Raw genomic sequence first — 26,976 nt, 5'->3', positions numbered from 1 at the left:
GCGGTCCGGGCTTCTGTTCGGTCGGTCACAGTGGCTCGAGGATCAAGTTGTCGTCCAGGCGAATGATGCCGCCCTGCAGCACGCGCGCCGTGATTCCACCGTGGCCGCGGGTGGCTTGAAAGGTGCCGGGGCCCAGGCGTTCCTCCAGGCGGGCGCAGGGCTGGCACCAGCCCGTGGTTTCCAGTACCGCCTGGCCCAGGCGAAAGCGCCGCCCCTTGAGGCTGAACAGGTTGATGCCGCTGATAGCGATATTGCGCCGCAGGTCCGCCGGACCAATAGGGTGCTCCGGCGGCCGCTCCAGCAGGGCGCCGATCACTGCCAGGTGTTCCCATTGAATCAGGGTGACCTGGCGCGCGTTGCGTGGCCCCGGGCGGCTATGATCGCCGGTTAGGCCGGCTTCGCGCCGCGCCTCCACGGCCTGCAGCGCCAGCATCGGGGCTCGGGAAGCGGGCCGCACGCCGATCCAGCGTACCCGGCCCTGTTGCGGCACCCGCGCCAGCAATTCCTGCAAGGGGCTCATAGGCCAACTCCAACATCGAAGATGACCGTGCGCCCCAGGTTATGGCGCAGGAAGTCCGGCGCTTGCCCGTGGGCGAACAACACCCGCGCGTAGGTCGGGCCAACCAACGACAGCGAGCGCCAGCCCTGGCGCAGGTACTCGGTGGGCGGCGGAAAGGGGCTGTTGAAATCCGGAACGGCGCGTTTGAGATTGACGTAGGCCAACAGGTCGAGCTCGGCGGGGTCCAGGCCGCGCTCAAGGTAGTTGTGGGCTTTTTTCCGCAAGGTGGGCGCCAGGCGGGCTTGCAACTCAGCGGCCGCAATGCGTTTTGGGCGCGTCTCGCGGCGGACCAGTTGGCTCAGGGAGAAGGCCTGGCGACGACGTTCCAGCTCGGCGCGCCAATCATCGTTGAGACGCCTGCCTTCATCCAATACCCAGAACACCTCGAAGTTGGCCTCGCGAAACAGCACGTCCGGTGGTTCCGGGCGGATAGCGCTGAACTCATCCGTGCGATAGGCGATGTTCAGCGCCTGCAGAAGACGCTGGCAGACCCAGCGTTCGCGCTCCCACTTGCGCGCATTGGAAAGAAAGGTATTGGCCTGTTCGGCCTGGTGCGTCAGCAGGCGCAGGTAGTCGGAGTCGTCCATGTCTCAGAGCTTATCGCGCTACCAGCTGCTCTTGGTACCCCCATCGTAGCGTTTGGCCAGGCCCTGCTTGAGCAGCAGGTCACCCAGGCTGCGACCGTCGACCCAGACGTCGGCGAGTAAACGGAAGTACTTGTCGCGGCGTATGTCGCGCAGCTCGACGGTTTTGGCGCCGCGTAACTGCTGTACGGTGAACTGCTTGGCGCGCTGGGCCAGGGCGCGCACATCTGGCCGTTTGTCGCGCATTTCCGGGGTGTCGATGCCGAACAGACGTACTGGAACCCGCTGCCCGGCCACGGCGGGCCAGGCGTTGATGGTGACGCGAAAGGTATCGCCGTCGTAGATGCTGGTGACCTCGTCGACCCGCACCTTGCCGTAGGGCCCCTCGTTGGCGGCTGAGGGTTGCAGATAGGTGAGGCTGGCGAAGAGAACGAAGAGGCGGATAAATCGTTGCATGGGAGCTGAGCACTGCCAAAAAAGGCGTGACCTTACCGCATTTTTTTCGGTTGTACAGTCGCAAGGCCCGCTTTAGAGCGGATGAACTGAGTTAAATTGCTGTGGCTGTGGTCCATGGTTAGCCCGTCAGTTCGGTTTCGGGCCGATACGAACCACTCGCTGAAGGGGGTCAAGCCGTGATTGCTGCCGAGTTATTGTCCCCGACCAGTCAATGGCTGGGGTGGCTGTTCTACCTGCCGGTGCTGTGCTGGGCGGTCTGGCGGGCGCCCTGGCTGGAGCTGCTCAGCGACAGTCGCCGCCAGCACCTGTTGTTCGGCACCGTGTTGGCGCTGTTTGTGCTGTGGCTGGTCAGGCGCGATTTCGCCTCGGGCCTGTCGGTGCATTTTATCGGCATGACCGCGGTGACGCTCTTGCTCGACTGGCCTCTGGCGCTGCTGGCGGGCCTGGCGGCGCAAGTGGGGCTGGCGCTGATCGGCCGTCAGGATTGGGCGGCGCTGGGCATCAATGGCTGGCTGCTGGTGGTGATTCCCGTGCTGGTGACCGAAGTCTGTGCCTGGCGGGTCGAGCGGGCCCAGCCGCGCAATCTGTTCGTCTATATCTTTTGCTGCGGCTTTTTTCCCGCCGCGTTGTCCGTGCTGCTGTGCGTGCTGGCAGGCCTGGCCTTGTTGTGGGTCGATGGTCTGTTTCCGATGCCGCCCTGGCTGGCGGATTTTGCCGGCTACCTGTGGTTGGTGATGTTTCCCGAAGCCTTTATCAACGGCACCGTGGTCAGTGCCTTGGTGGTCTTTTGTCCCGACTGGCTGGAAACCTTCAACCGCAGTCGCTACCTGCAGGCGCCCTGGAAGGACCAGGAGCCCTAAGCCTGAAGCGGCTATGCACTATTGACCTGAATCAGTCGGATCAGGGCCGCTAGAGGGCATGCTGTGATCTTTGCAGTTGCAAGGGAGTGGCTATGGGTATCCATTACTGGGCGGTCGAGCGAGTCCAGCAAGACCTTGAAGGTGCCGGTAAGGCGGGTTACGACCCGGTCTTGAGTCTGCGTGCACTGCTGAGCGCGGTGGTGCAGCAGAGCGTGGCATGCCGTGACTTGGAGGACCTGGCGCGCGAGTTGCGCTTTCTGGCGGATAACTTGGACGACGATAGGGATTACGGCTTTATGCGGCCTTGAGTTTCGCTCCAGGTAGCGCAGCTGCAGTCAGTGCGCACGCGGCGGTAAATCGCCGGAAAACAGCTCGTCTTCGTCCAACGGGTCGCCGGGAATCGTATGGGCTTCGGCGGCCCAGGCGCCGAGATCTATCAGTTTGCAGCGTTCGCTGCAGAACGGGCGATCGACATTCTGGCTGGACCACTCCACCGGTGCGTTGCAGGTGGGGCAGTTGATGGTCAAGGGTGGGTTCATGGTCGGCCTCCGCGCAGACTCAGATAAAAACGGTGCAGGCGTTCGACTTCAGTCTGCAGCCAGTTTAAGTCGCGGTCGTTGGTCAGTACATCGTCGGCGTGGCGCAAACGCTCGTCACGGCTGGCCTGGGCCTGCAGGATGGCCTGGATCTGCGCTTCGCTGACCTGATCGCGCTGCAGGGCCCGTTGCACCTGCACGGTTTCGGGGGCGTCGATCACCAGCACGCGGGTGGTCATTGTGTGCTGGCCGGACTCGATCAATAGCGGCGAGACCAGAATAGCGTAGGGCGACTCAGCACCCGCCAGATTGGCTAGCAACTCCTGGTTGATCAGGGGGTGCAGCAGGCCTTCCAGCCAGTGGCGTTGCGCAGGGTCCTGAAAGATCCGGGCGCGTAACGCAGCGCGATCGAGCTGGCCATCGGCCTGCAGTACTTCATCACCAAAATGCCGGGCGATTTCCGCCAGGGCAGGGCGCCCCGGCTCCACCACCCAGCGAGCGGCATGATCGGCATCCACCGTATGCACGCCCAGGGTGGAAAAATGTGCGGCGGCGGCGCTTTTACCGCTGCCAATGCCGCCGGTCAGCCCTAGAATCCAGGAGGTCATTTAAAATTGGCAAAATGCAGGTAGGTGCTGGTGATGCTGTCTCCCCACAGCAGGGCGATCCAGCCGGCGAGCGCGAGGTAGGGGCCGTAGGGTATTTCTGTACCGAGGCCGCGATTGTTCAGGCGCAGCAAGATCGACCCCAGGATCGCGCCGGTACACGACGAGAGCAGAATGGTCAGTGGCAGCACCTGCCATCCGCCCCAGGCGCCGAACAGGGCCAGAAGCTTGAAATCACCATTGCCCATGCCGTCCCTTCGGGTGATCAGTTTGAAAAGAGCCGCCACCGACCAGAGCGCCAAATAACCGCCGATGGCGCCCAGTACTGCTTCCTCCAAGCTGGTAAACAGGCCGAATAGATTGAGGGTCAGCCCGAGCCACAGCAGCGGCAGGACCAATACGTCCGGCAGCCATTGATGATCGGCATCGATCAGGCTCATTGCCAGCAGCCCCCAGGTCAGCAGCAGTATGGCGCCTGCTTGCCAGCCGAAGCCAAAATGCCAGGCTACATAGGCCGAAAGCAGGCCGCACGCCAACTCCACCAGCGGGTAGCGTTTGCTGATAGGTGATTTGCAACTGGAGCATCTGCCGCGCAGGGCCAGGTAGCTGATGATCGGTAGGTTTTCCCAGGGGCGTATCTCATGACCGCAGCAGGGGCATTGCGAGTTGGGCAAAAACAGGTTGAATGTAGCGCCCTTCTCTTCGGCAGGGAGGCCCAGTATTTCCCGAGCCTCTCCCTGCCAGTCGCTTTTTAACATGATGGGAAGGCGATAGACGACCACGTTCAGGAAGCTGCCGACCAGCAGTCCCAGCAGTAGTGCAGAAAAAACAAAGGCCAGCGCATGGCTGGCCAAAAAATCGAGCAAGGGCATGAGTTAAACCACGTTCCCCAGTTGGAAAATTGGCAGGTACATGGCGATGATAAGGCCGCCGATCAGCACACCCAGAACGGACATGATCAGGGGCTCCATCAAGGCAGTCAGTCCGTCGACGGCGTTGTCCACTTCTGCCTCGTAGTAGCTGGCCACCTTGTCCAGCATCATATCCAGGGCGCCCGATTCCTCGCCGATGGCCGTCATCTGCACGGCCATCGAGGGGAAGGCCTCGGTCGAACGCATCGAGAAGTTCAGCTGCATCCCGGAGGTGACGTCCTGTTTGATTTTCAGTACGGCGTTTTTAAACACGATATTACCGGTGGCGCCGGCTACCGAATCCAATGCCTCGACCAGCGGAACGCCCGCGGCGAAGGTGGTCGAGAGAGTGCGCGCGTAGCGGGCAACGGCTGATTTATAAAGAATATCGCCGATGATCGGTGCCTTTAGCAGGCCGCGGTCGAGCGAGTTACGGAATTTCTCCGAGCGTTTGTGCACCGCCTGGAACGCAAAGACAAAGCCGACGATACAGGCGACAAAGAGGTACCAGTGTGCCTGTAGCCCTTCCGATAGTCCGATTACAAAGGTGGTGAAGGCGGGTAGCTCCGCGCCGAAGCTGGAGAAGACTTCCTTGAACTGCGGAACCACTTTGATCAGCAAAATGCAGGAAACGATGATTGCGATGGCGATTACCGCCATTGGGTAGTTCATCGCTTTCTTGATCTTGGCTTTTAGGGCTTCAGTTTTTTCTTTGTAAGTCGCGACCCGGTCGAGCAAATCCTCGAGCGCACCGGCTTGCTCACCGGCATCCACCAAGTTGCAGAACAGGTCATCGAAGTAGAGCGGGCGAGTGCGCAGCGATGAGGCGAAACTGTTACCCGCGGCCACATGCTGCTTGATGTCATCCACCAGCTTGCGCATGTTCGGATTGTCCAGCCCCTCGGCGATGATGTCGAAGGACTGCAGCAAGGGCACACCGGCTTTCATCATGGTCGCCATCTGCCGTGCGAACATGGCGATATCGATTGGCTTGATCTTTTTCCCTTGACTGAACAGCGAAACGGATTTTTTCTTGACCTTGGTTGGGTTGATACCCTGCTTGCGCAATTGCGCCTTGACCAAGGCTGGATTCTGGCCGCTGGTTTCACCTCTGATCTTGGAGCCTTTCCTGTCGGTTCCTTCCCAGCTGAAGGTGCTGGTTTTTAACGCTTTCACGGCCATGGGTTAATCCTTAGTCACGCGGTTCACTTCTTCGAGGCTGGTCACGCCCTGCATGGCCTTTAGCAAAGCCGAGGTGCGCAGGTCATTGAAGCCGTCTTTGCGCATTTGCGCGGAAATATCGATGGAGTTGCCTTCCTCCATGATAATCCGCTGCAGGGAGGGCGTGTTTTTAACCACTTCATAAATCCCGACACGGCCTTTGTAGCCGCCATTGCAATTTTCACAGCCCACCGGACCATAAATCTTGAAACTGCCGATGCGGCTTTCCGGAAAACCCTCCTCCAGCAGAGTCTCGCGCGGCACGGGGATTTCCTTCTTGCAGCTGGCGCATAGCTTGCGTGCCAAGCGCTGGGCGATGATTAAATTGATGGACGTAGCGATGTTAAAGGAGGGGACGCCCATATTGCGCAAGCGCGTCAGGGTCTCTGCGGCGCTGTTGGTGTGCAGCGTCGACATAACCATATGCCCGGTCTGGGCGGCCTTGATGGCGATGGAGGCGGTGTCGATGTCGCGGATCTCGCCGACCATGATGATGTCTGGATCCTGACGCAGAAAGGCGCGCAAGGCGGCGGTAAAGTCCATGCCCTGTTTGGGGTTGACGTTGACCTGGTTGATGCCCTCGAGGTTGATCTCTACCGGGTCCTCAGCCGTGGAAATGTTGACGTCGACCGTATTGAGGATATTCAGGCCGGTGTAGAGCGAAACGGTTTTGCCCGAGCCGGTAGGGCCGGTCACCAGGATCATCCCTTGGGGCTGTTTAAGTGCGGCCAGGTAAAGATCTTTCTGTGTCTCCTCGTACCCCAGGGCATCGATGCCCATCTGGGCGCTGGAGGAGTCGAGGATCCGCATCACGATCTTCTCACCCCAGAGGGTCGGGCAACTGCTGACCCGGAAGTCGATGGATTTGGTTTTGGAGATGCGCATCTTGATTCGGCCGTCTTGCGGCTTGCGCCGCTCGGAAATATCCAAGCTGGCCATGACCTTCAAGCGGGCGGAAATGCGCGGCGCCAGCTGCACCGGCGGCCGAGCGATTTCATGCAGGATGCCGTCGGTGCGAAAGCGCACGCGATAGGTTTTTTCGTAGGGCTCGAAGTGCAGGTCCGACGCGCCGCCTTTGATGGCATCCAGCAACATCTTATTGACGAAGCGCACCACCGGCGCGTCATCGGCCTCCTGGGCGTCCTCTCCATCGGCCGCGCCGTCGCCGGACGCCTCAATATCGAGGTCCAGATCGTCGAGGTTGTCCAGGCCAGTCGAGCCGTTGTCGAAGAATTTTTCGATGGCCTCGCCGAGCTTGTCGTCTTCCACCAGGATGGCTTCAGTATTGAGGCCAGTGCTGAATTGGATATCGGTAATGGCTTGATGATTGGTGGGGTCGGAAATCCCCACGAACAATTTATTGCCACGACGCCAGAGTGGCAGTACGCGGTGTTGGCGCACCAGCTTCTCGGCAACCAGGTCCTTGGGTTGGCTGTCCTTGTCCAGGCTACCCAGGTCGAGAAAGGCTACGCCAAACTGCTCGGCGGCGACCTCGGCCAACAGACGACTTTTTACCAGTTTGTTTTGTACCAGGTAGGTGACCAGCGAGATCTTGTTGCGCTGCGCCTGCATATGCGCTTGCTGGGCACTTTTCTCATCCAGCAGTTGGGCCAACACCAATTGTTTGGCCAGGCCGGACAAGTTGACTACGTCATTCATGAGGGGGCACGCTCGCGAGAATCCTGCTTGCCTTATAGCCTAGTCATCGGTCGCTGCCAAATGCAGGGTTCGCATGTGGCAAATTTTGTCAGTTAATGGTTTTTTCCGGCGCCGGATTTTGTTCAGGCCACTTTATGCCGCATCGGCGGAATTTTCGATCCGCTGGTGCGAGATGCCACTGTGGTGCAGGTCAGCGGGCCCGGTGAGCCATGAATTAAGGCGGAGCCGGTCAGGGATTAGACGTTTTTTTAAACCTGGCACGCTATCTGCTTTATCTATGTCAGGTCACACGACCTTCCCATGTCCCAGGAGACACTTGAATGAAAGCTCAACTGCAAAAGGGTTTTACCCTGATTGAATTGATGATCGTGGTTGCGATCATCGGTATCTTGGCCGCCGTCGCCCTGCCGGCTTACCAGGATTACACTGCTCGTTCGCGCGTTTCTGAAGGCCTGCTGTTGGCTGCCGAAGCCAAGACCCTGGTAGCTGACAACGCTGCCAACGTTATGCCGCCAGCTACCGGTGGTCTGGCCACTGGCTACCCGTCTATCGCTACTGTTGGTGCAGTACCGGTTCCTTGCATTCTCCCGGCTCCTTGCACCCAGATGGTGGGTGACAACGCTGGTGCGGGCTCGATCAACGTTCGTACTCTGACCGTCGATAACGCTGTTGGTACCATCACCATCGCTTTCAGCGACCGTGTATCCCCTGCTCCTAACAACGTCATCGCACTGGTTCCTAGCGCCAACAACGCCCCTCTGGACGACGGCGTTCGCCCAGCTGGTCCGATCGTTTGGACCTGCTTCGCCGCCACCCGTCAGCCACCAGCTGGTAGCGGCATCACCGCTCCTGCTGGCGTGACTCTGCCAATGAACCTGGCACCAGCCGAGTGCCGTGGTTGATTTGCCCAACGGGTGTGCGGGCTGGTTGAGTTGACTCACTACCAGCACCTTTGACAGGAACCGCACGCTGTTGACACAACGCCCGCACTGGTTGCGGGCGTTGTGCTGTCTGCATCCTTTGTTTAAGTTATCGATTCTGTTGAATTGCTTGGAATATTTCTATGCCTGCAAGACTCAAGGCTTTTCTGCTGCACCTAACCGTGTCGGCGTTTATTGCGTTTCTGGTCGTGCTGCTGGTGTTCAAACTCTGGTACCCCGCGCCGCTGCACCTGGCGGTGGGGGTTACGGATATTTTCCTGTTGTTGTTGGCGGTCGACGTTGTGTTGGGGCCGTTGCTGACCCTGGTAGTGTTCAAGGTCGGGAAAAAATCCCTGGTTTTCGATTTGACCGTTATTGCTGTCCTGCAGCTTTGTGCGCTGGCTTACGGATTGTGGAGCGTGTCCGAAGGACGACCCGCCTGGCTGGTATTTAACGTCGATCGTTTCGATCTGGTACAAGTAATAGATATCGATGCGCGCAAACTGGACGCAGCGGTAGAGCCCTACCGTCACCCGTCGCTGTTCGGGCCAGGCTGGGTTGGTGCTGTTTCTCCCGACAATCCAGAGCAGCGTCAGGAAATCCTGTTGGAGTCGGCAATGGCCGGCGTCGATATCGCCCAGCGGCCGAACCTGTACCGCCCACTGGTGGAAATGGCCGATGCCATGCGTAAGCGCGCTTTTCCCCTGGAGCAGTTGGAGCGTTACAACGATGCCGCGAAGGTTCAGGCCGTGTTGCAAGAATGGCCAAAGGCCAATGCCTGGTTGCCGCTAAAGGCCAAGGTAAAATCCATGGTGGTATTGATCGATAAAGAATCCGCGGCAGTTATCGCCATTGTCGATCTGGCGCCCTGGCAGTAGCGGGCAGGCATGGCGGTGTTCTGGCACGTGGGGGGCTGGTGGATTGCAATCTGGCAGCGTTAGGGGCGCGGGTGTCATCGGCGCAACCGCCGGATTGCCCAGCCTTTACCGAGTGTTTGCGGCGGACGCGGCTGCGGTTCTGCTCACAGGCTCAATCGCATCGACAAATCCACCGCCTTGACATCCTTGGTCAGGGTGCCAAGGGAGATATAGTCCACGCCGGTCTCGGCCACCTGGCGCAAGGACGCCTGGTTGATACCGCCCGAGGCTTCCAGCTTGGCGCGGCCCTGGGTCAGGGCCACCGCCAGGCGCATGTCCGCCAGTGACAGCTCGTCGAGCATGACGATATCGGCGCCCGCATCCAGCGCTTCTTTTAACTCATCCAGGTTTTCCACCTCGACTTCCACCGGCTTGCCTGGGGCAATCTGCCGGGCGGCAGCCACCGCGGAGGCGATACCACCGCAAGCGGCGATATGGTTTTCCTTGATCAGAAAGGCGTCATACAGGCCGATGCGGTGGTTATGGCAGCCGCCGCAGGTGACCGCGTATTTCTGCGCCAGGCGCAGGCCCGGGAGGGTTTTGCGCGTATCCAGCAGTTTGACCCCGGTGTCATCGACCAGGTCAGCGTAACTCCTGCAACGACTGGCGACGCCGGACAGCGTCTGCAGGAAATTCAGCGCGCTGCGCTCGCCACTGAGCAGCGCCCGCGCCGGACCTTGCAGGGTGAACAGCACCTGATCGGCCTCGACTCGCTCGCCGTCGGCCACTTGCCAGTGCACGGCCACCCGCGGATCCAACTGGCGAAACACCGTATCGACCCAGGCGCTGCCACAAATCACCGCGGCTTCCCGGGTGATCACCCGGGCGTGGGCGAGGCGATCGGCGGGGATCAACTGCGCGGTCAGATCGCCGCTGCCCAGGTCTTCGCTCAGGGCACGACGCACATTGGCGTCGATTTCAGCACTCAGGTCGGCAAGAATCAGGTTGGGCATGCTAGGCTCCGGATCAAAGTCGGGCGATTATAAGGCTTGGCGCGCCGCGCCGCTGTGCCATTGGTGCGCAGGGGTTGGGATCTGCTGGACCGGCGGCTACGTTGGTCATGCGCAGGATACCGTTGGGAGGTTGGAGAGGAACAACTGTGACGCAGGTCATGTCTGGGTGAAATTAAGATCCTGTTGATGGTAGCCTCGTCTCATAATCACTCTACCTTCTCAATTTGACGCCATGCCTTTGACGTTACGGATGATGTCCGTTGATCGCTGTGCAGACCTTGTAAGGCAGTCTGCGGGAGACTTGTAATGAAGACCGACGCGAATGTGGTACACCTGAATAAGGTGGCACCACAACACTCGCCCCCTTCGCCGGTAGGAAGACTGCCCGTGGCGCTGACTCAAGTGCGTGACAAGGCTGCCCTGCAGCTTAAACAGGCGCTACAGGCCCTGTTCGATAACGCGGACGACACTCTGTTCGAGATGGCTGACCGTGCGACCAGCAATGCCGAGCAGAATGCCTTTTTCGAGGCGATGCGCGACCTGCGACTCAAGCGCAAGAGCATCGAGCGGGGAATGTTGCAGAAGGTCTTCGAGGCTTTCGCGGCCCTTAATCAATACGAAATTGGCAAAGCGCCACCGCTTGACGCCGTGTCTTTCGACACGCTCGCGCTGGTGCAGAACGACGCCCTGGAAGAATCGGTAGCCATCGACACCATGGTCTCCAAGGTGATGAGTCGCGACAGCCAGGCCATTGGGCACTTGACCTCGCGTTTCAATGTGCTGATCAGCAAACGCCTGGACGACAAGACCAACCCCTTGGGCCCGACGCTCCTGTGCGAGTACTTCCTCGCGGCCTGCAGCAGCCTGGGCGTCGAGATCAAGGTCAAGCTGATCATCCTCAAGCTGTTCGAAAAATACGTCTTGGGCGACCTTGATCAACTGTACGCCGAAACCAATCAGTTGTTGATTGAGACCGGCGTGCTGCCAGAGCTGAAATCCGCGCCGCCGCGGCGTAACCCTAGCCGCGCCAGCTCGGCGGGTACGCGTGGCGGCCAGGCGGGCGAGGGCGGATACAGCGAAGAAAGTGTGCAGGAAGTCTTCGGTGTCCTGCAGGAACTGCTGTCGCAAGTTCGCGGCGTCGGTTATGCGGGCCTGTCGCAACGCACCTCCCCGGCCGATGCCATGCCGATCTCCAGCAACGACCTGATGCGCCTGTTGTCGCATATGCAGCAACGGTTGCCCGTGCAGGTCGATACCGATGAGTTCGATCTGCGTAACCAGTTGGAAAACCTGCTGACCCGCGCCAGCGCCAAGAGTGGCAAGGCCCGCGTGGTTGGCGAAGTCGATGAAGATGTGATCAACCTAGTGTCCATGTTGTTCGAGTTCATTCTCGATGACCGCACCCTGCCGGATTCGCTCAAGGCGTTGATTGGCCGGTTGCAGATCCCGATGCTCAAGGTCGCGGTGCTGGACAAAACTTTTTTCAGCCGTGGCAGCCATCCGGCACGCCGCCTGCTCAATGAGATCGCGGCAGCCTCCCTGGGCTGGGGCGAGCAGGACCATACCCAGCGCGACACCCTGTACCAGAAGATCGAGCACGTGGTGCAGCGTCTGCTGCATGACTTCGTCGATGACCCCAGTATTTTTTCCGAGTTGCTGACCGAGTTCCTGGCCTTTACCGGCGACGAGCGTCGGCGCAGTGAGTTGCTCGAGCAACGCACTCGGGATGCCGAGGAAGGCAGTGCCAAGGCCGAGTTGGCACGGCGTCAGGTCGAGCAAGCCCTTAACGAACGTCTGCTTGGCAGAACCTTGCCGGAAGTGGTGGTGCGTCTGCTCCAGGAAGCTTGGAGCAAGGTGTTGATGCTGACCTGCCTGAAACACGGCACCGAGTCAGCCGAGTGGCTGGCCGCCCTCGACACCATGGATGACCTGGTCTGGAGCGTCGAGCCCCACGAGGATCCGGAAGCCCGTCTGCGCCTGCTGGAGCTGGTGCCGGGACTGCTCAAGGGGTTGCGCGAGGGCATGACCAGCGCGGCCTTCGATCCGTTCTCCACCAGCGAATTCTTCGGTCAGCTGGAGGCCTTGCACGTCCAGGCTTTCCAGCGCTTCAAGCGGCCCATGGTCAACGAACCGGTTGAGGTTCTGGCGGACACGGACAGCTTGTTGGGCGATGACCTGGAGGTGCACGAGGTTGCGGACTCGAGCGCCGAGGCCGACGTGTTTGTCGAGCCACCGGCGATGATCGAGGTGGTCGAGGAGATTGTCCTGCTGGCACCCGGTGAAACGCGTTTGGCCGAGCCTGAAGTGGCGCTGCCGGATGATGACGCAGCGCTGCTGGAAGTGGATAACCTGCGCGTGGGCAGCTGGGTCGAGTTCCAGGAGGACGAGGATCATAAGCTGCGCTGCAAACTGGCCGCGATGATCAAACCCACCGGCAAGTACGTCTTCGTCAACCGTACCGGCATGAAGGTGCTGGAAAAAACCCGTACCGGGCTGGCCGTCGAGTTCCGCCGCGGCGCTATTCGCTTGCTGGATGACGCCCTGTTGTTCGACCGGGCGCTGGAGTCGGTGATTGGCAACCTGCGTCGGCTTAAAGGCGCCTGATACCGCGCTGAGGTAAAATAGCGACGCCCGGCCTCAGTGCCGGGCGTTGTTGTTTTGGCTACGAGCCGCGCGCCTTGAAGAGGGCTCGGCAGGGTGTGACGCAGGAGGGTTACGCATGCAGGTTGATCCAGCTACCGGTTGGTGTCAGGACGTTCGTCATTGCCCCTCGCCGAACTTCAATGAGCGTCCGTTCGCGGAAATATCCCTGTTGGTGCTGCACAACATCAGCCTGCCCCCCGGTCAGTTCGGTGGTGGTGAGGTGCTGGCGTTTTTCCAGAACCGGCTGATGATCGAGGCTCATCCCTATTTTGCGCAGATCGCTGCGCTGAAAGTGTCCGCGCACTTCCTGATCGAGCGGGACGGTCAACTCATACAGTTCGTCTCCTGCCTTCAGCGGGCCTGGCATGCTGGTCAGTCCCAATTCGAGGGGCGGGAGAACTGCAATGACTTTTCCCTGGGCATCGAGTTGGAAGGAACGGACGAGCTGCCGTTCACCGATGCTCAGTACCGAGCGTTGATCGCGTTGACCAGGTGCTTGCAAAGGGCTTATCCGGCGATCACGCTGGCACGCATCTGCGGTCACAGTGATATCGCGCCTGGACGCAAGACCGATCCAGGCCCGGCGTTCGACTGGGGCTACGTGCGTAACGCATTGTCGACCGGCAAGGAGGTGGTATGAGTTTCCTGGTGCTTCTGCTGATGATCTGGGTGGAGAAAATGTCCGCCTGGCGTCGGCGCATTCAGCACGATGGCCCTTGGCTGCGCCAGTTGGCGCGGGTCGAGAACGGGGCGTCGAGTGCGTCACTGGCCTGGGGTGGGTTGTTTTGGCTGGTGCTGTTGCCGGTGCTGCTGCTGGGCCTGCTGATCCTCCTGCTCAAGCCTTTGGCCTACGGTTGGCTGTTGCTGCCAGTTCACTTGGCGGTACTGGTTTACAGCCTGGGACGTGGCGACCTGTTGGCTGCCCTGGGGCCTTTGCGTGATGCCTGGCGCCGGGGTGATGGGCAGGCGGTCTACCATGTTGCCGAGCGCGACCTGGGCCTGTCGTCGGCCGACGAGCGAGGCTTGCTGCTGGACGTCCAAGGTTATCTGGTGTGGCAGGCGTACCAGAGTTTTTTCGCGGTGATTTTTTGGTACGCCTTGCTGGGTCCCCTGGTGGCCCTGGCCTACCGTCTGCTCGCCATGACGGCTGAGCACGCCCGTGAGCCTGGCTTGCGCGAGCGAGCCGATCGGCTGCGGCATGCCCTGGACTGGCTGCCGGCCCGCGCCTTGGCGGCGAGCTTCGCGCTGGTGGGCAATTTCGTTGCGGTGGGCCGGGCATTGCTGCAGGACCTGCTGAGCTGGGAGCTGGATGCGCCCCGCCTGGTCGCCAGCGCCGGGCGTGCCGCCACCGGCTTGCCCGAGCCGACGCTGGACGAGACGGGGGTCGCCAGTTTGGATGAGCTCTGGCAACTGCTGGTGCGTGCGGCGATGCTCTGGTACGCGGTGTTTGCCCTCTGGACCCTGTTGCTCTAAGCGCATCCCCTGGCTGCTGCCCCATCGACTAGTCTTGCCCGAAGACCAGAACGGTCGATGCGGCAGCCCGATAATCGGGCCTGCTGGCTGCTCACCTTAACCTTAAGTTACAGAGCCTCGGGTCGATATCGGGTATACAGGCGTAGCCCGTCGTTCATGGCTCAGTGATATTGCGCTGGTTGATACGGCGTTATCGGGCGCCTTGATCGGCCCACCGCGGGTCGGCTTATACGAGTGTTTCGCGCGCCCAAGCCTCAGGCTTGAGCGTCGGTTCTCGCCGGTACACCACAATAAAAAGAGGAGTCGTCTAGTGAAGACCCTGCTGTATCCGGCCATCGCGCTGATGAATCGCCTTAGTTTTGCAATGAAATTCAGCCTGATCAGCGTCCTGTTTTTGCTGCCGATGCTGGTCACCAATTATTACCTGGTGCGCGATGCCTATCAGCAGTTCGTAGGCACCCGGGCCGAACTGGACAGCCTGGATTTGCTGGGGGCCAGCCTGGGTTTGCGGCGCGATCTGGAAAACCTCAGCGACCTGGTGGAGATCAACGTGGTGCTCGGTCAGTCCGGTCAGGGTGGGGACCTCGAAGCGCGTATCGCGCGGGCCGAGCAGGAGCTGGATACCGCCCTGAAAGCCCTGGTGCCGGTGACGGATGATCCAACCCAGGTTGAGGAATTCAACGCCAAACGCGACGAGATGCAGGCGGCCTTGCAGGCGGCCAAGGCGGAAACCTCCCTGCAAAGTAAAACGGCCCTGGTGGAAAAACTGCTGGGCAATGCCCAGGTCTTTATCAGGCTGGTGGCCGGCCAGGCGGGCTTGAGTCAGGACCCGGAACGGGAAGTGCGCCAGACCACCGAGTTGATCACCACGGCAACCCCTCTGGTGACCTCGAAACTGAGCGAAGGGCGCGCCATGGGCGCCTACTCGCTGGGGCAGGGGTTTCTCAACTCCGCGTCCAGTACCGCCTTCGACGAGTTGCTGCTGGAGCTGGAAAAGCTTCACGCCGACTACGGCCTGAGCCTGGAGACCGCGCTCAATGGCAGCCCTGCTGCGCGCCAGGCGCTGGAGGCGCAGGCTAAGGCCAGTCAGGACAGTTTGAAGGCCGGTGCCAGCCTGTTCGAGGACCGGGTGGTGATTGCCGACACCCTGGACACCCCCTGGCCGCAGTTTTTCGAGTCGGTCAGCGCCCTGATGGAGCAGACCTACCAGCTCAACGATTCCGCCCTGCAGTTGCTGGATCAGCAATTGCAGGCGCGCCTGGTGCAGAACCGCACGCAGATGGTTGTGCTGATGGTGGCGTTGGGACTGGTTTTTCTGCTGATTTTCTACCTCTACGGGGCGTTCTACGTCTCGACCCGCAGCACCCTGCGCAGCCTGGGCCTGGTGATGGACAAGGTCGCCGCGGGCGACATGACCGTGAGCTTCAAGGCGCAGAGTCGCGATGAGCTGGGTGAGTTGGGCCAGGTCTTCAACGAGACCGTGCGCAAGATCCACGACCTGATCGAGCGTGTTGGACAGACCGTGGTCGAGGTCGAGCGACAGGCCGAGCGGGTGGAATTGATCGCCGGCGAAAGCAACCAGGCGGTTGCCGGCCAGTTGGGACAGATCGACCAGGTCGCCACCGCCATGAACCAGATGTCCGCCACTGCCCAGGAGGTGGCGCGCAGCGCCGCCGCGGCGGTGGGCAGTGCCCAGAGCGTCAACCTGGAGACCGTCAACGGGCGGGCTTTGGTCGAGTCGCAGGTGGGCAGCATCCAGCGTCTGGCCAACGAGATCGACCAGTCGGTGCTGGTGATCAATCAGCTGGCGGCCGACAGCGCCTCCATCAGCCAGGTGCTGGATGTGATCAAGGGCATCGCCGAGCAGACCAACCTGCTGGCGTTGAACGCCGCCATCGAGGCCGCGCGCGCCGGCGAACAAGGCCGTGGTTTTGCGGTGGTCGCCGACGAGGTACGTAACCTGGCCAAGCGTACCCAGCAGTCCACCGAGCAGATCGAGCAGATGATCGCCAAGCTGCACGGCGGCGTGGGCGCGGCGGTCAAGACCATGGGCGTCAGCCACCAGATGGCGGACGGTACGGTCAACGAGTCGGGCAAGGTGCAGCAGGCGTTGGAGAACATCCTCGGGGCGGTGGGCATGATCGTCGACCAGAACCAGCAGATCGCCGCCGCGGCGGAACAGCAGACCGCCGTGGCCCATGACATCGACCAGAACATCGTCGAGATCAACCGGGCGGGCGAGCGCACCGCCGAGGGCGCCGGTCAGGCCGAGCAGGCCAGCCGCGAATTGTCGGGGCTGGTGGCGCAGCTGAAACAGCTGATCGGCGCCTTTCGCGTATAGGGTCGCGCGTGCTGGTACGGCTGGCGGTCAGTCCTGGGGCCAGTTGAACAGCCTGCGGGCATTGCGGCTGCTGATCGCGGCCAGCGCCTCGGCACTGATGCCGATCACCTCGGCCAGGGCGTGGCAGATCGCGGGCAAATGCGCCGGGCTGTTGCGCTGCTGCGGGTACATGGCCGGGGCCATGTCCGGTGCATCGGTCTCCAGCACCAGGCTGTCCGGGTCCAGCCCCGGCAGCACCCGTCTCAGCCTTAACGCCTGGGGCCAGGTGGCGGCGCCGCCCAGGCCCAGCTTGAAGCCCAATTTGCCGTATTCGCGGGCTTCCTCGCGACTGCCACTGAAGGCGTGCACGATTCCTCCGCGTTTCAGCCGATAGCGCTTCAGGGTGGCGATGGTGGCGGCGTGGGCGCGGCGCACGTGTAGCAGGGCGGGCAGCTCGAACTCGGCGGCCAATTGCAGCTGCGCCTCGAACAGCCGCTGCTGGGCGTTGTGGTCCAGGCCCGCCACATAGTGGTCCAGGCCAAACTCGCCCACCGCGCACAGCCGTGGGTGGCCCGCCAGGCGCTGCAGCCACTGGCGCAGTTCGCTCAGGTGCTCGGGTCGATGCTGGTGCAGGTAGACCGGGTGCAGGCCGAACGCGGCGTACAGGCCATCCCGCTGCTGCACCAGGTCCCATAGTCGCTGCCAGTTGTCCTGGAAAACACCCAGCACCACCAGCCGTCGCACGCCCAGCGCCTGGCTGTTGGCAAGCACCGCGTCACGGTCTGCATCGAACTCGGGGAAATCCAGGTGGGTGTGGGTATCGATCAGGTCCATCATGCTGCCGCTGTCCGCCGCTCTTTGAAGGTCCGTGGCACCGCCTGTACGCCGGGTCGGTACAGCCCCTGTTCGACGGCCAGCAGGGCCAGGTGCAGCACCTGCTCGGCGATCACATCATGCTGCTGCGCCATGCTGTTGACCGGCAAGGGCAGGAAATCGAGCATCTGGGTGTCACCGAAGGTACCCAGGCGCAAGCGCTCGGGAGCGCCGTCGAACACCTCGCCGTGGGCCTTGAGCACGTCGAAGACCCCTTCCAGCAATACGTAGGCGGTGGTGACCAAGGCGTCGGGCAGGTGGCCCAGGCGCTCCAGCAGGCGTTCCATCAGGCGTCGTCCGCAGGCGCGGCTAAAGGCCTCGCCGTGCTCCAGCAGCGCTTCGCTGGCCGAACCCTCCAGGGCCTCGCGGAAGCCCGCGCTGCGCGCCTGGCTGATCACCAGCTCCGGGCGGGCACCGAGCAGGGCGATATGCCGCGACGGCGCTTGCATCAGGCTGCGGGTCAGGTGCCGGCTGGCATCGTGGTCATCGCTGACCACCGAGCAGAAGCGCGCCGCGTCCAGTTCGCGGTCGACCGCGATCACGGGCAGCCCCTCGTCCTGCAGGCGCTGATAGCTGTGGTCCGTGCCGGGCAGGCAGCTGGCGACTATCAGGGCATCGCAGCGCCGCGCGCGAAACAGGTTGAGCAACTGCCGCTCAGTGTCCGGCTGATCGTCGGAACTGGCGATCAGCAATTGATACCCACGGGCACGGGCGCCCCGTTCCAGGCATTTGGCCAAGCGTGCGTAACTGGGGTTTTCCAGGTCCGGGAGGATAAACCCCAGGCTGCGAGTTTGCCCGCCACGCAGCCCCGCCGCCTGGACATCCGGGCGGTAGTCGTGGGCCTGCACCACGGCCTGGACCCGCGCCACCGTGGCCGCGCTGATGCGCCGCTGCACGGCCTTGCCGTTGATCACGTAACTGGCGGTGGTGACCGAAACGCCGGCCAGGCGGGCGATATCGCTGAGTTTCAAGGCGCTGTCCTGTGTACGTGGGCCCGCCAGCCGGTCGACGACGGCCGGGCTTTGCGGATTATGCATTATCGCGTACCTTGTCCCTATTAGGTGAAACGATTCAGCTAGGCTGTGTCCGAGGCTATCCGGCGCAGCCAAGGGCGCCTGCAGAGGCGCCGCACAGGAGAGGACAATGCTCGAATTGACAGTGCGACAGGTGCGCATGGGCCAGGTGGCGGCGGACAAGGCCAGTGCCTTGCGCCTGGTGGCCCAGGCGCTGCATGAGGATGGCTGGGTGAGCCCCGGCTACCTGGACGGGTTGCAGGCGCGGGAGGCGCAGGGCTCGACGTTCCTCGGCCAAGGTATCGCGATTCCCCACGGCACGCCGCAGACCCGTGATCAGGTGCTGAGTACCGGGGTGTGCCTGCTGCAGTTTCCCGAAGGCGTGGAATGGGGCCCCGATCAGCAGGTCTACCTGGCCATCGGTATCGCCGCCGAGTCCGACGAGCACCTGCACCTGCTGCAGATCCTGACCCGTGCCCTGGGCGAAACCGACCTGGCCGAGGCGCTGCGCCAGGCGGACAGCGCCGAAGCGTTGGTGCAGGTGCTGCACGCCTCGCCAGAGGCGCTGCGGCTTGATCCGGGCCTGATCGGGCTGGGCGAGGCGGCGGAAGACTTCGATGAATTGGTCTGGCGCGGTGCCCGTCTGTTGCGTCGCGGTGGCTGCGTCGACAACGGCTTCGCCGCCGTCCTGCAGCAAGTCGAGGCACTGCCGCTGGGCGAGGGCCTCTGGTGGCTGCACAGCGAACAGCAGGTGCGCCAGCCCGGCCTGGCCTTTGTCACCCCCGCCCGGCCGCTGCGTCATCTTGGCCAGCCGCTGCTCGGGCTGTTCTGCCTGGCCAGTCGTGGCGAAGCCCATCGGGCGCTGCTGGAGCGTTTGTGTGAAGTGCTGATCGCCGGACACGGTCAGGCACTCGGCCTGGCCCAGGACCGGCAACAGGTGATGCAGGCACTGGGCGGCGAGGCCCTGCCGGACTGGCCGACCGCGCAGGTCCGGCTGGCCAATGCCCATGGCCTGCATGCGCGGCCGGCGCAACAGCTGGCGCAACTGGCCAAGGGGTTCGACGGCGAGATTCGGGTGCGCCTGGAAGACGGTCCGGCGGTGTCGGCCAAGAGCTTGAGCAAGCTGCTGAGCCTAGGCGCGCGGGCGGGCCAGATGCTGGAGTTCCTGGCCGAGCCGGGCATTGCCGCCGAAGCGCTACCGGCACTGGTGGCCGCCGTGGCACAGGGCCTTGGCGAGGCGGTCGAGGCGCTGGCCGCCCTGCCCGGCGTGCTGGCTGTGGCCGCCTGTGCGGCCAGTCTCTCGGCGCCCCAGGTGGGACAGGTCCTGCCCGCCATTGTCGCCGCCCCGGGGTTCGCCATGGGGCCGGTATACGCGCCGCGTCCGCCGATCTTCGATTTCCCGCTACGCGGCGCCTCGGACCTGGAGGAGCGGCAGGCCTTGCAGCGCGCCCTCGACCAGGTGCGCGGCGACTTGCAGGGGTTGATTGCACGCAGCGAGGCCGAGGCGATTCGCGCCATCTTCGCCACCCACCTGGAAATGCTCGAGGACCCGGCCCTGCTCGAGGAGGCCCATCGCGGTATTGCCCAAGGCCAGAGCGCGGCGGCGGCCTGGGGTGAAGTCGTCGAGGCGGCGGCACTGCACCAGGCCAGTCTGGGAGATGCGTTGCTGGCCGAACGGGCTGCGGACCTGCGCGACCTCGGTCGGCGGGTGCTGGCCGAGCTCTGCGGCCTGGGCCAGACGGCCGAGCCTGAGCAGCCGTATATTCTGGTCATGGACGAAGTGGGGCCTTCCGATGTGGCGCGCCTGGACCCGCGGCGGGTAGCCGGCATCCTGACGGCCCGCGGCGGCGCCACCGCCCACAGCGCCATAGTCGCCCGCGCCCTGGGTATCCCGGCATTGGTCGGGGCCGGGCCCCTGGTGCTGCAATTGAACACGGGCGACAGCGTTCTGCTGGATGGCCAGCGTGGGCGCTGGGTGTTCCAGCCCGACGCGCAGACCCTGGCCCAGGCCGAACGCGCCCGTGAGCGCCGCGCCAGCCTGCTGCAGTCGGCCATGGCGCAGCGTTTCGAGCCGGCGCGGACCCTGGACGGCCATCGCCTGGAGGTCTGCGCCAACCTGGGCGACAGCGCCGATGCGGTGCGGGCAGTGGAGCTGGGCGCCGAGGGCGTCGGTCTGTTGCGTACCGAGTTTCTCTTTATGGCCCATGCCCAGGCGCCCGACCTGGCGATTCAGGAAGCGCACTACCGCCAGGTGTTCGACGGCCTGCAAGGCCGCCCGCTGGTGGTGCGCACGCTGGACGTGGGTGGCGACAAACCCTTGCCCTACTGGCCGATCCCGGTGGAAGCCAACCCTTACCTGGGCCTGCGCGGTATCCGTCTGTGCCTGCAACGTCCGGAGCTGCTGGAGACCCAGCTGCGTGCCCTGTTGCGCGCGGCGGACAACCGACCGCTGCGCATCATGTTCCCCATGGTCGGCGGCCTCGACGAGTGGCGCCAGGCCCGCGACATGGTACTGCGCTTGCGCGCGGAAATACCGCTGCAGGACCTGCAGCTGGGGATCATGGTCGAGGTGCCGTCGGCGGCGCTGCTGGCGCATCAGTTGGCGCGGGAAGTGGATTTTTTCAGCATTGGCACCAACGACCTGACCCAATACTGCCTGGCCATCGACCGTGACCATCCGATCCTGTCTGCCCAGGCCGATGGCCTGCACCCGGCGGTGCTGCAACTGATCGACATGACGGTGCGCGCCGCCCATGCCCAGGGCAAGTGGGTCGGCGTTTGCGGCGAGCTGGCCGCCGATCCGCTGGCGGTGCCGCTGCTGGTGGGGCTGGGGGTCGACGAGTTGAGCCTGGCGATTCCGGGGATCGCCGAGGTCAAGGCACGTATCCGGACGCTGAACCTGGCCGCCTGCCAAGGGCTGGCGCGGCGGGCCCTGGGCCTGGAGAACGCGGCCGCCGTGCGGACCCTGGTGGAGGAGCAGGGCTGATGGCGCGGATTCTGACCCTGACCTTGAACCCGGCGCTGGACCTGACCCTAGGGTTCGACTCGCTGCAGCTTGGCACACTCAACCGCAGCCAGGAACAGCATTGCTCCGCGGCCGGCAAGGGCCTGAATGTCGCCCAGGTACTGGTCGACCTCGGCCACCAGGTGACCGTCAGCGGCTTTCTGGGCAGCGCCAATGCGACGCCGTTCGAGGCGCTGTTTGCCCGGCGCGATTTTGTCGATGCCTTTGTCCGGGTGCCCGGGGAGACCCGCAGCAATATCAAGCTGGTGGAACGCGACGGGCGGGTGACCGACCTCAACGGCCGCGGCGCGTGGGTCGAGGCGAGTCATCGCGCTCAACTGCTGGAACGCCTGCTGCAGATTGCCCCCGGGTATGACGCCCTGGTGGTGGCCGGCAGCTTACCGCCCGGTGTGGAGCTGGACTGGTTTGTCGAGCTGCTGCGTGTCCTCAAGACCCTGTGCCCGCGACTGGCGCTGGACAGCAGCGGCGATGCGCTGCGCGCCGGTCTGGGCGTGGCGCCCTGGCTGATCAAACCCAATGAAGAGGAGCTGGCCGAGGCCTGTGGCCTGGTCGACCGCTCGCTGCCGAGCCTGCGGGCGGCGGTTCGCGCGCTGCGTGAGCGTGACGGCATCGAGCATGTGCTGCTGTCGCGAGGCCGCGATGGCGTCGACTGGCATGGGCCGGGGTTCGCCCTGCAGGCACGCCCGCCTCAGGTGGAGGTGCGCAGCACGGTGGGCGCCGGGGATTCCCTGCTGGCGGCCAGCCTGCACGGTCTGCTCGAAGGCTGGCCGGTCGAACGTACCCTGCGCCTGGCCACCGCGGTGGCGGCCCAGGCCGTGACCCAGCTGGGTTTTGGCATCCAGGACCCGGAACAGCTGGCGCATCTGCAGGCCGGCGTAGTGCTAGCACCGAACGTCCCACAAGAATAAGAGACCTTCTCTATGAACCTGCTGATTCTCACTGCCTGCCCCAATGGCCGGGTCACCAGCGTGCTCTGTTCGCGCCTGCTGGACGCCGCCGCCCAGCGCCTGGGCTGGTCCACCCGGGTCGAGGTACACGACCCCCAGGCGATCGGCTCGCCACTGACCGATGCCGATATCGCCGCTGCCGACCTGGTGGTGGTGGTCAAGACTGGCGAGTTGGCGCTGCAGCGGTTCGTCGGTAAACGCCTGGTGCAGTCGACCCCGGCGCTGGCGCTGGCCGATCCGCAGTGTTTCCTGCGCGACGCTGCCGAGCAGGCCGAAGTGCTGCAGGCCAGCGTCCTTGCCGCGGCCCCAGCGCACCGCCCGCGTCTGGTGGCGGTCACCGCCTGTCCCACCGGGGTGGCCCATACCTTTATGGCTGCCGAGGCGTTGCAGCAGGCAGCGACCCAATTGGGCTACGAACTGTCGGTTGAAACCCGTGGTTCGGTCGGCGTGCGCAACCTGCTGACACCGGCGGACATCGAGGCTGCCGAGGTGGTGCTGTTGGCCACCGACATCGAGGTGGAGACGGCCCGTTTCGCGGGCAAGCGAGTTTTCCGGTGCGGCACCAGCCTGGCGCTCAAGCAACCGCGTCAGGTGCTCGAACGCGCCCTGGGCGAAGCCCAGGTCCAGGCGCCCCTCGCCAAGGGGGTGGCGGTGGCCGCGACGGCGGGTGGCGCGAGCGGGCCTTACCAGCACCTGCTCACGGGCGTGTCCTTTATGCTGCCGATGGTAGTGGCCGGTGGTTTGCTGATTGCCTTGTCCTTTATCTTTGGCATCGAAGCGTTCAAGGAGCCGGGCAGCTTGGCCGCCGCGTTGATGCAGATCGGTGGCGAGGCGGCCTTCAAGCTGATGGTGCCGCTGCTGGCCGGGTATATCGCCTACTCCATCGCCGACCGTCCCGGCCTGGCGCCGGGCATGATCGGTGGCCTGCTGGCGGGCAGCCTGGGCGCCGGGTTTATCGGTGGCATCATCGCCGGCTTCCTTGCCGGCTACGCGGCGCGCGCGCTCAACCGCGGACTGCGCTTGCCGCCCAGTCTCGAGGCGCTCAAGCCGATCCTGTTGATCCCGCTGCTGGCCAGCCTGTTCACCGGCCTGGTGATGATTTACCTGGTGGGCAAGCCGGTGGCCGGGTTGCTGGTCGCCCTGACCACCTTCCTCGATGGCATGGGCAGCACCAACGCCATCCTGCTGGGTTTGTTGCTCGGCGGCATGATGTGCGTCGACCTGGGTGGTCCCATCAACAAGGCGGCCTATGCGTTTTCCGTGGGACTGCTGGCCTCCCAGAGCTATGCACCGATGGCGGCGACCATGGCCGCCGGCATGGTGCCGCCGATCGGCATGGCATTGGCCACGCTGTTGGCGCGGCGCAAGTTCGATGCCCGCGAGCGCGATGCCGGCAAGGCTGCCGGTGTACTGGGCTTGTGCTTTATCTCCGAGGGGGCGATTCCCTTCGCTGCCAAGGACCCGCTGCGGGTAATTCCGGCCAGTGTGGCCGGTGGTGCGCTGACCGGTGCCCTGTCGATGTACTTCGGCTGCAAGCTGATGGCGCCCCACGGCGGCCTGTTTGTGTTGCTGATTCCCAACGCGATCAACCACGCCCTGTGGTACGGGCTGGCGATCGTGGCCGGCAGCCTGCTGACCGGTGTGCTCTATGCGCTGCTAAAGCGCAGCATGGCACCCGTGGCCGAGCTGGCGGAGGGTTAAGGCCCGTCGGGGTCTTACAGAACTTTTTCTCGGCTGGTCATTTTCTTGTCATGCTGGTCAACTAAAAACAATGGCTCCACGAGCCCGGGTCGGATCCCGGGCTGGAGTCGTTGTGCATTGGCGACACGACAGGGACGTATCGGCATTCTGCGTCATCCATGGCGTCGCGGTTCTCCCAGGCAGTTGCTTTGAAATCGTCTTGATCGGAGAACCATCCATGAGTCATACCCCTTCCCTGCGCTTCGCCGTGCAGCTGGCCTTGCTTGGCAGCGCTGCGTTGTTGGGCCTGTCCGCCCAGGCGGGCAACAGCACCGATATCGGTGGCGCCCAACAGGTGTTGGAAACACTGGCGGCCGGCGATGCCGGCCCGCGTGCGATTTACCAGGTCCAGGGGTCTGGCGCCGCCAGTCCGCTGGTCGGCCAACAGGTCACGGTCGAGGGGGTCGTGGTCGGTGACTTTCAGGGGGCCGGCGAGCTGAAAGGGTTTTACCTGCAAAGCCCTGATCAGCAAGTGGATGCCGATCCGCTGACCTCCGAAGGCCTGTTCGTCTACGACGGCGGTAGCGGCACGCCGGTGCAGGTCGGGGACCGGGTGCGGGTCAGTGGCCAGGTGCGTGAGTTCAACGGCCTGACCCAGCTGGCAGGAACCTTGCAGGTCAGCGTCCTCGCCGCAGGCCAGGCGTTGCCGAGTGCCGCCGTGCTGCAACTGCCATTGGCCGGTATCGAGACGTTGGAGCCTTATGAGGGCATGCGGGTGCTGCTGCCGCAGACGCTGACGGTGACCGAGGTCTACAACCTCGGCCGTTATGGCGAGGTGTTGCTGGCGTCCGGCGGCCGCTTGATGGTACCGACCAACCAGGTCCTGCCCGGCGCTCCGGCGCTCGCGCTGCAGGCCCGCAATGCCCTCAATCAGCTGTTGCTGGACGATGGCCGCAGTGGCCAGAATCCCGATCCGGTGCGCTACCCGGCACCGGAATTGAGCGCCTACAACAGTTTGCGGGTGGGCGATCAGGCCAGCGGCATCGAAGGGGTACTGGACTTCGCCATTGGCCGTTACCGGGTCCAGCCGCTGATCACACCGAACTTCCTGCCGAGCAATCCGCGCCCGGCCGAACCGCCGCGACTCGACGGGCGCCTGCGCGTGGCCAGTTTCAACGTGCTCAACTATTTCAATGGCGACGGACTGGGGGCCGGCTTCCCCACCTCCCGCGGCGCTCACACCGCCGAGGAGTTCCAGCGTCAGCGGGCCAAGCTGATCGCCGCGATCCTGGCGTCGCGGGCCGACGTGGTCGGGTTGATGGAAATCGAGAACGACGGCTACGGCGCCACCAGCGCCATCGCCGACCTGGTGGCCGGGCTCAATGCCGCACTGCCCCGTGGCCAGCGTTTCGCCTTTGTCGATCCCGGTGTGGAGCGCCTGGGCAGCGACGAGATCGCCGTGGGCCTGATCTACCGGCGTGACCGTGCGTTGCCGCACCAGTCGGCGGCCTTGCTGGACCATAAGGTTGATGCCCGTTTCAATGACGGCAAGAACCGCGTGGCGCTGGCCCAGACCTTCCGCGAGCGTGACACGGGCGAGCGCTTCACCCTGGCGGTCAACCACTTCAAGTCCAAGGGTTCCAGCTGCGCCGACGTGGCTGATCCGGACAAGGGCGACGGTCAGGGCAACTGCAACCTGACCCGTACGCGCGCGGCGCAAGCCTTGGTCGACTGGCTGGCGAAGGACCCGACCCGTGCCCGCGACGTGGATGTGCTGATCGTCGGTGACCTCAACGCCTATGCCCAGGAAGACCCGGTCACGCTGATTCGTGCCGCCGGGTACCAGGACCTGGTGGCCCGTCATGCCGGAGTGGGCAAGGGCTACTCTTACGTGTTCGACGGCCAGTCCGGCTACCTCGACCATGGTTTGGCCAGCCCCAGCCTGGCGGCACAGGTCCGTGGCGCCGCGGAGTGGCATATCAACGCCGACGAGCCGCGGGTGCTGGACTACAACACCGAGTTCAAGACCCCGCGCCAGCAGACGCTGTTGTATAACGCCGAACCCTACCGGGGTTCGGACCATGATCCGCTGGTGATTGGTCTGGACCTGGGTCGGCGTTAAGGTTGCGTTTGTAAGGGGCTGAAGGGGCCCAGGCCGCAGATGCTGGTTAGCCGGCGACGCGTTGAGCGCGCAGAGCCTTCAGGTAATTCACAAGGATGTGAAGCCATGCCGCGTGACCGACCGCCGGTACGTCCCGGGCAATTGCACTTTGCTCGTCAGCTGCGCGAGCAGCAAACCGAGTGCGAGGCATTGCTCTGGCGGCAGTTACGCAATCGGCGCCTGCACGGGTTGAAGTTTCGTCGCCAGCACCCCTGGCCTCCCTATATTCTCGATTTCTATTGTGTAGCCTTGAAGCTCGCGGTGGAGTTGGATGGTGGGCAGCATTTCAGCGTTGAAGGACTGCGCCACGACCAACTGCGCAGCGATTATCTGCGCGCGCAGGGTATCCGTCTGATCCGCTTCAGCAACCTGGAGGTGCTGCAGGCGTTGCCCGAGGTGTTGGCCGAGATCTTGCGGCAAGCACGGGGGCCGTTCCCCTCACCCTGACCCTCTCCCCAGGGAGAGGGGATGCGTGGGAGCGGCTTGTCCTGCGGGGTTCTGCTGGCGCTCACTGCCCAGGCCGCAGTGCTCAAGCACCACACCGATCTGCCCCCTCTCCCGCCGGGAGAAGGCTGGGGTGAGGGGCAGGTCTGGCGCAGTTCGGCTAGCGTTCGCAGCCTGGTCGCCTGCGATAAGCCGTCCCCCTCACCCTGACCCTTT

At 63.5% G+C, this 26,976-nt stretch carries 24 protein-coding genes and 1 pseudogene; 14 read left to right on the top strand and 11 right to left on the bottom strand.

Annotated features, from left to right (window positions below):
• Positions 1–25: 25 nt before the first annotated feature.
• From ABWY06_RS24025 to ABWY06_RS24015, 3 genes are read right to left on the bottom strand one after another with little or no spacing between them, the layout of a single operon-like run.
• Positions 26–520 carry an MOSC domain-containing protein gene (locus ABWY06_RS24025; RefSeq protein ID WP_353928107.1) on the bottom strand — a complete coding sequence of 165 codons (495 nt, stop codon included), beginning with the start codon at positions 518–520 and terminating at the stop codon, positions 26–28.
• Positions 517–1,146, bottom strand: a complete 630-nt coding sequence (locus tag ABWY06_RS24020; RefSeq protein ID WP_353928106.1) for a DUF1780 domain-containing protein — start codon at positions 1,144–1,146, stop codon at positions 517–519. The genes ABWY06_RS24025 and ABWY06_RS24020 overlap by 4 nt, the downstream gene beginning before the upstream one ends.
• A gap of 18 nt (positions 1,147–1,164) precedes the next feature.
• The gene (locus tag ABWY06_RS24015) at positions 1,165–1,599 is read right to left on the bottom strand and encodes a thermonuclease family protein (RefSeq protein WP_353928105.1); all 435 of its coding nucleotides are present in this window, start codon (positions 1,597–1,599) and stop codon (positions 1,165–1,167) included.
• A gap of 176 nt (positions 1,600–1,775) precedes the next feature.
• Between ABWY06_RS24015 and ABWY06_RS24010 the strand changes: the two genes are divergently transcribed.
• On the top strand, positions 1,776–2,459 hold the full coding sequence (locus ABWY06_RS24010; RefSeq protein WP_353928104.1) for an energy-coupling factor ABC transporter permease: 684 nt from the start codon (positions 1,776–1,778) through the stop codon (positions 2,457–2,459).
• Between the two features lie 92 nt (positions 2,460–2,551).
• Entirely contained in the window at positions 2,552–2,767 is a 216-nt protein-coding gene (locus tag ABWY06_RS24005; RefSeq protein ID WP_353928103.1) for a hypothetical protein, read from the top strand.
• Between the two features lie 27 nt (positions 2,768–2,794).
• Here the strand turns inward: ABWY06_RS24005 and yacG are convergent, their stop codons facing one another.
• Genes yacG through pilB form a run of 5 tightly spaced genes read right to left on the bottom strand, consistent with a single transcriptional unit; the run spans position 2,795 to position 7,391 of the window.
• Entirely contained in the window at positions 2,795–2,998 is a 204-nt protein-coding gene (gene yacG / locus ABWY06_RS24000) for a DNA gyrase inhibitor YacG (RefSeq protein WP_353928102.1), read from the bottom strand.
• On the bottom strand, positions 2,995–3,603 hold the full coding sequence (coaE, locus tag ABWY06_RS23995) for a dephospho-CoA kinase (protein WP_353928101.1): 609 nt from the start codon (positions 3,601–3,603) through the stop codon (positions 2,995–2,997). The genes yacG and coaE overlap by 4 nt, the downstream gene beginning before the upstream one ends.
• On the bottom strand, positions 3,600–4,472 hold the full coding sequence (locus ABWY06_RS23990) for a prepilin peptidase (protein ID WP_353928100.1): 873 nt from the start codon (positions 4,470–4,472) through the stop codon (positions 3,600–3,602). Before ABWY06_RS23990 ends, coaE begins: the two co-directional genes overlap by 4 nt.
• 3 nt (positions 4,473–4,475) lie before the next feature.
• Positions 4,476–5,693 (bottom strand): type II secretion system F family protein, encoded by a 1,218-nt coding sequence (locus ABWY06_RS23985; protein ID WP_353928099.1) that lies wholly within the window; start codon positions 5,691–5,693, stop codon positions 4,476–4,478.
• Between the two features lie 3 nt (positions 5,694–5,696).
• Positions 5,697–7,391: a type IV-A pilus assembly ATPase PilB gene (gene pilB, locus ABWY06_RS23980; protein WP_353928098.1), complete on the bottom strand. Its 1,695-nt coding sequence runs from the start codon at positions 7,389–7,391 to the stop codon at positions 5,697–5,699.
• A gap of 320 nt (positions 7,392–7,711) precedes the next feature.
• On the opposite strand from pilB, the gene ABWY06_RS23975 reads away from it, so the two are divergent.
• Positions 7,712–8,293 (top strand): pilin, encoded by a 582-nt coding sequence (locus ABWY06_RS23975; RefSeq protein ID WP_353928097.1) that lies wholly within the window; start codon positions 7,712–7,714, stop codon positions 8,291–8,293.
• Between the two features lie 161 nt (positions 8,294–8,454).
• Entirely contained in the window at positions 8,455–9,189 is a 735-nt protein-coding gene (gene tfpZ / locus ABWY06_RS23970; RefSeq protein ID WP_353928096.1) for a TfpX/TfpZ family type IV pilin accessory protein, read from the top strand.
• 143 nt (positions 9,190–9,332) lie between these two features.
• On the opposite strand, the gene nadC is transcribed toward tfpZ, so the two are convergent.
• The gene (nadC, locus tag ABWY06_RS23965) at positions 9,333–10,181 is read right to left on the bottom strand and encodes a carboxylating nicotinate-nucleotide diphosphorylase (RefSeq protein ID WP_353928095.1); all 849 of its coding nucleotides are present in this window, start codon (positions 10,179–10,181) and stop codon (positions 9,333–9,335) included.
• A 306-nt stretch (positions 10,182–10,487) separates the two neighbouring features.
• Between nadC and ABWY06_RS23960 the strand changes: the two genes are divergently transcribed.
• The 5 genes and pseudogenes from ABWY06_RS23960 to ABWY06_RS26005 all read left to right on the top strand — a co-directional run bounded on the left by ABWY06_RS23960 (position 10,488) and on the right by ABWY06_RS26005 (position 16,638).
• Positions 10,488–12,785, top strand: coding sequence for a DUF1631 domain-containing protein (locus ABWY06_RS23960; RefSeq protein ID WP_353928094.1), 2,298 nt, complete (start codon positions 10,488–10,490; stop codon positions 12,783–12,785).
• A gap of 115 nt (positions 12,786–12,900) precedes the next feature.
• Positions 12,901–13,464 (top strand): 1,6-anhydro-N-acetylmuramyl-L-alanine amidase AmpD, encoded by a 564-nt coding sequence (ampD, locus tag ABWY06_RS23955; protein WP_353928093.1) that lies wholly within the window; start codon positions 12,901–12,903, stop codon positions 13,462–13,464.
• Complete coding sequence (gene ampE / locus ABWY06_RS23950) at positions 13,461–14,297, top strand: regulatory signaling modulator protein AmpE (protein ID WP_353928092.1); 837 nt, start codon at positions 13,461–13,463, stop codon at positions 14,295–14,297. The genes ampD and ampE overlap by 4 nt, the downstream gene beginning before the upstream one ends.
• A 343-nt stretch (positions 14,298–14,640) precedes the next feature.
• A pseudogene (locus ABWY06_RS26010) lies at positions 14,641–15,780 on the top strand (HAMP domain-containing protein); the annotation flags it as partial.
• A 144-nt stretch (positions 15,781–15,924) separates the two neighbouring features.
• Positions 15,925–16,638, top strand: a complete 714-nt coding sequence (locus ABWY06_RS26005) for a methyl-accepting chemotaxis protein (RefSeq protein WP_502948245.1) — start codon at positions 15,925–15,927, stop codon at positions 16,636–16,638.
• Positions 16,639–16,665: 27 nt separating this feature from the next.
• Here ABWY06_RS26005 and ABWY06_RS23940 read toward each other — a convergent pair whose 3' ends face one another.
• Positions 16,666–17,451, bottom strand: coding sequence for a TatD family hydrolase (locus tag ABWY06_RS23940; protein WP_353928140.1), 786 nt, complete (start codon positions 17,449–17,451; stop codon positions 16,666–16,668).
• Positions 17,451–18,461, bottom strand: coding sequence for a catabolite repressor/activator (gene cra / locus ABWY06_RS23935; protein WP_353928139.1), 1,011 nt, complete (start codon positions 18,459–18,461; stop codon positions 17,451–17,453). The genes ABWY06_RS23940 and cra overlap by 1 nt, the downstream gene beginning before the upstream one ends.
• A gap of 172 nt (positions 18,462–18,633) precedes the next feature.
• Between cra and ptsP the strand changes: the two genes are divergently transcribed.
• From ptsP to ABWY06_RS23910, 5 genes are all read left to right on the top strand, one after another.
• Positions 18,634–21,489, top strand: a complete 2,856-nt coding sequence (ptsP, locus tag ABWY06_RS23930; protein WP_353928090.1) for a phosphoenolpyruvate--protein phosphotransferase — start codon at positions 18,634–18,636, stop codon at positions 21,487–21,489.
• Positions 21,489–22,436 (top strand): 1-phosphofructokinase, encoded by a 948-nt coding sequence (gene pfkB / locus ABWY06_RS23925; protein WP_353928089.1) that lies wholly within the window; start codon positions 21,489–21,491, stop codon positions 22,434–22,436. Before ptsP ends, pfkB begins: the two co-directional genes overlap by 1 nt.
• A gap of 12 nt (positions 22,437–22,448) precedes the next feature.
• Positions 22,449–24,176, top strand: coding sequence for a PTS fructose-like transporter subunit IIB (locus ABWY06_RS23920; protein ID WP_353928088.1), 1,728 nt, complete (start codon positions 22,449–22,451; stop codon positions 24,174–24,176).
• A gap of 217 nt (positions 24,177–24,393) precedes the next feature.
• A complete protein-coding gene (locus ABWY06_RS23915; RefSeq protein WP_353928087.1) occupies positions 24,394–26,277 on the top strand; it encodes an ExeM/NucH family extracellular endonuclease in 1,884 nt (627 codons plus the stop codon).
• A gap of 105 nt (positions 26,278–26,382) precedes the next feature.
• Complete coding sequence (locus tag ABWY06_RS23910) at positions 26,383–26,763, top strand: endonuclease domain-containing protein (RefSeq protein ID WP_353928086.1); 381 nt, start codon at positions 26,383–26,385, stop codon at positions 26,761–26,763.
• Positions 26,764–26,976: the final 213 nt, after the last annotated feature.

It is taken from the genome of Pseudomonas sp., from assembly GCF_040514055.1.
Taxonomy (GTDB): domain Bacteria; phylum Pseudomonadota; class Gammaproteobacteria; order Pseudomonadales; family Pseudomonadaceae; genus Aquipseudomonas.
This window is presented reverse-complemented; position numbering and strand designations above follow the sequence as displayed.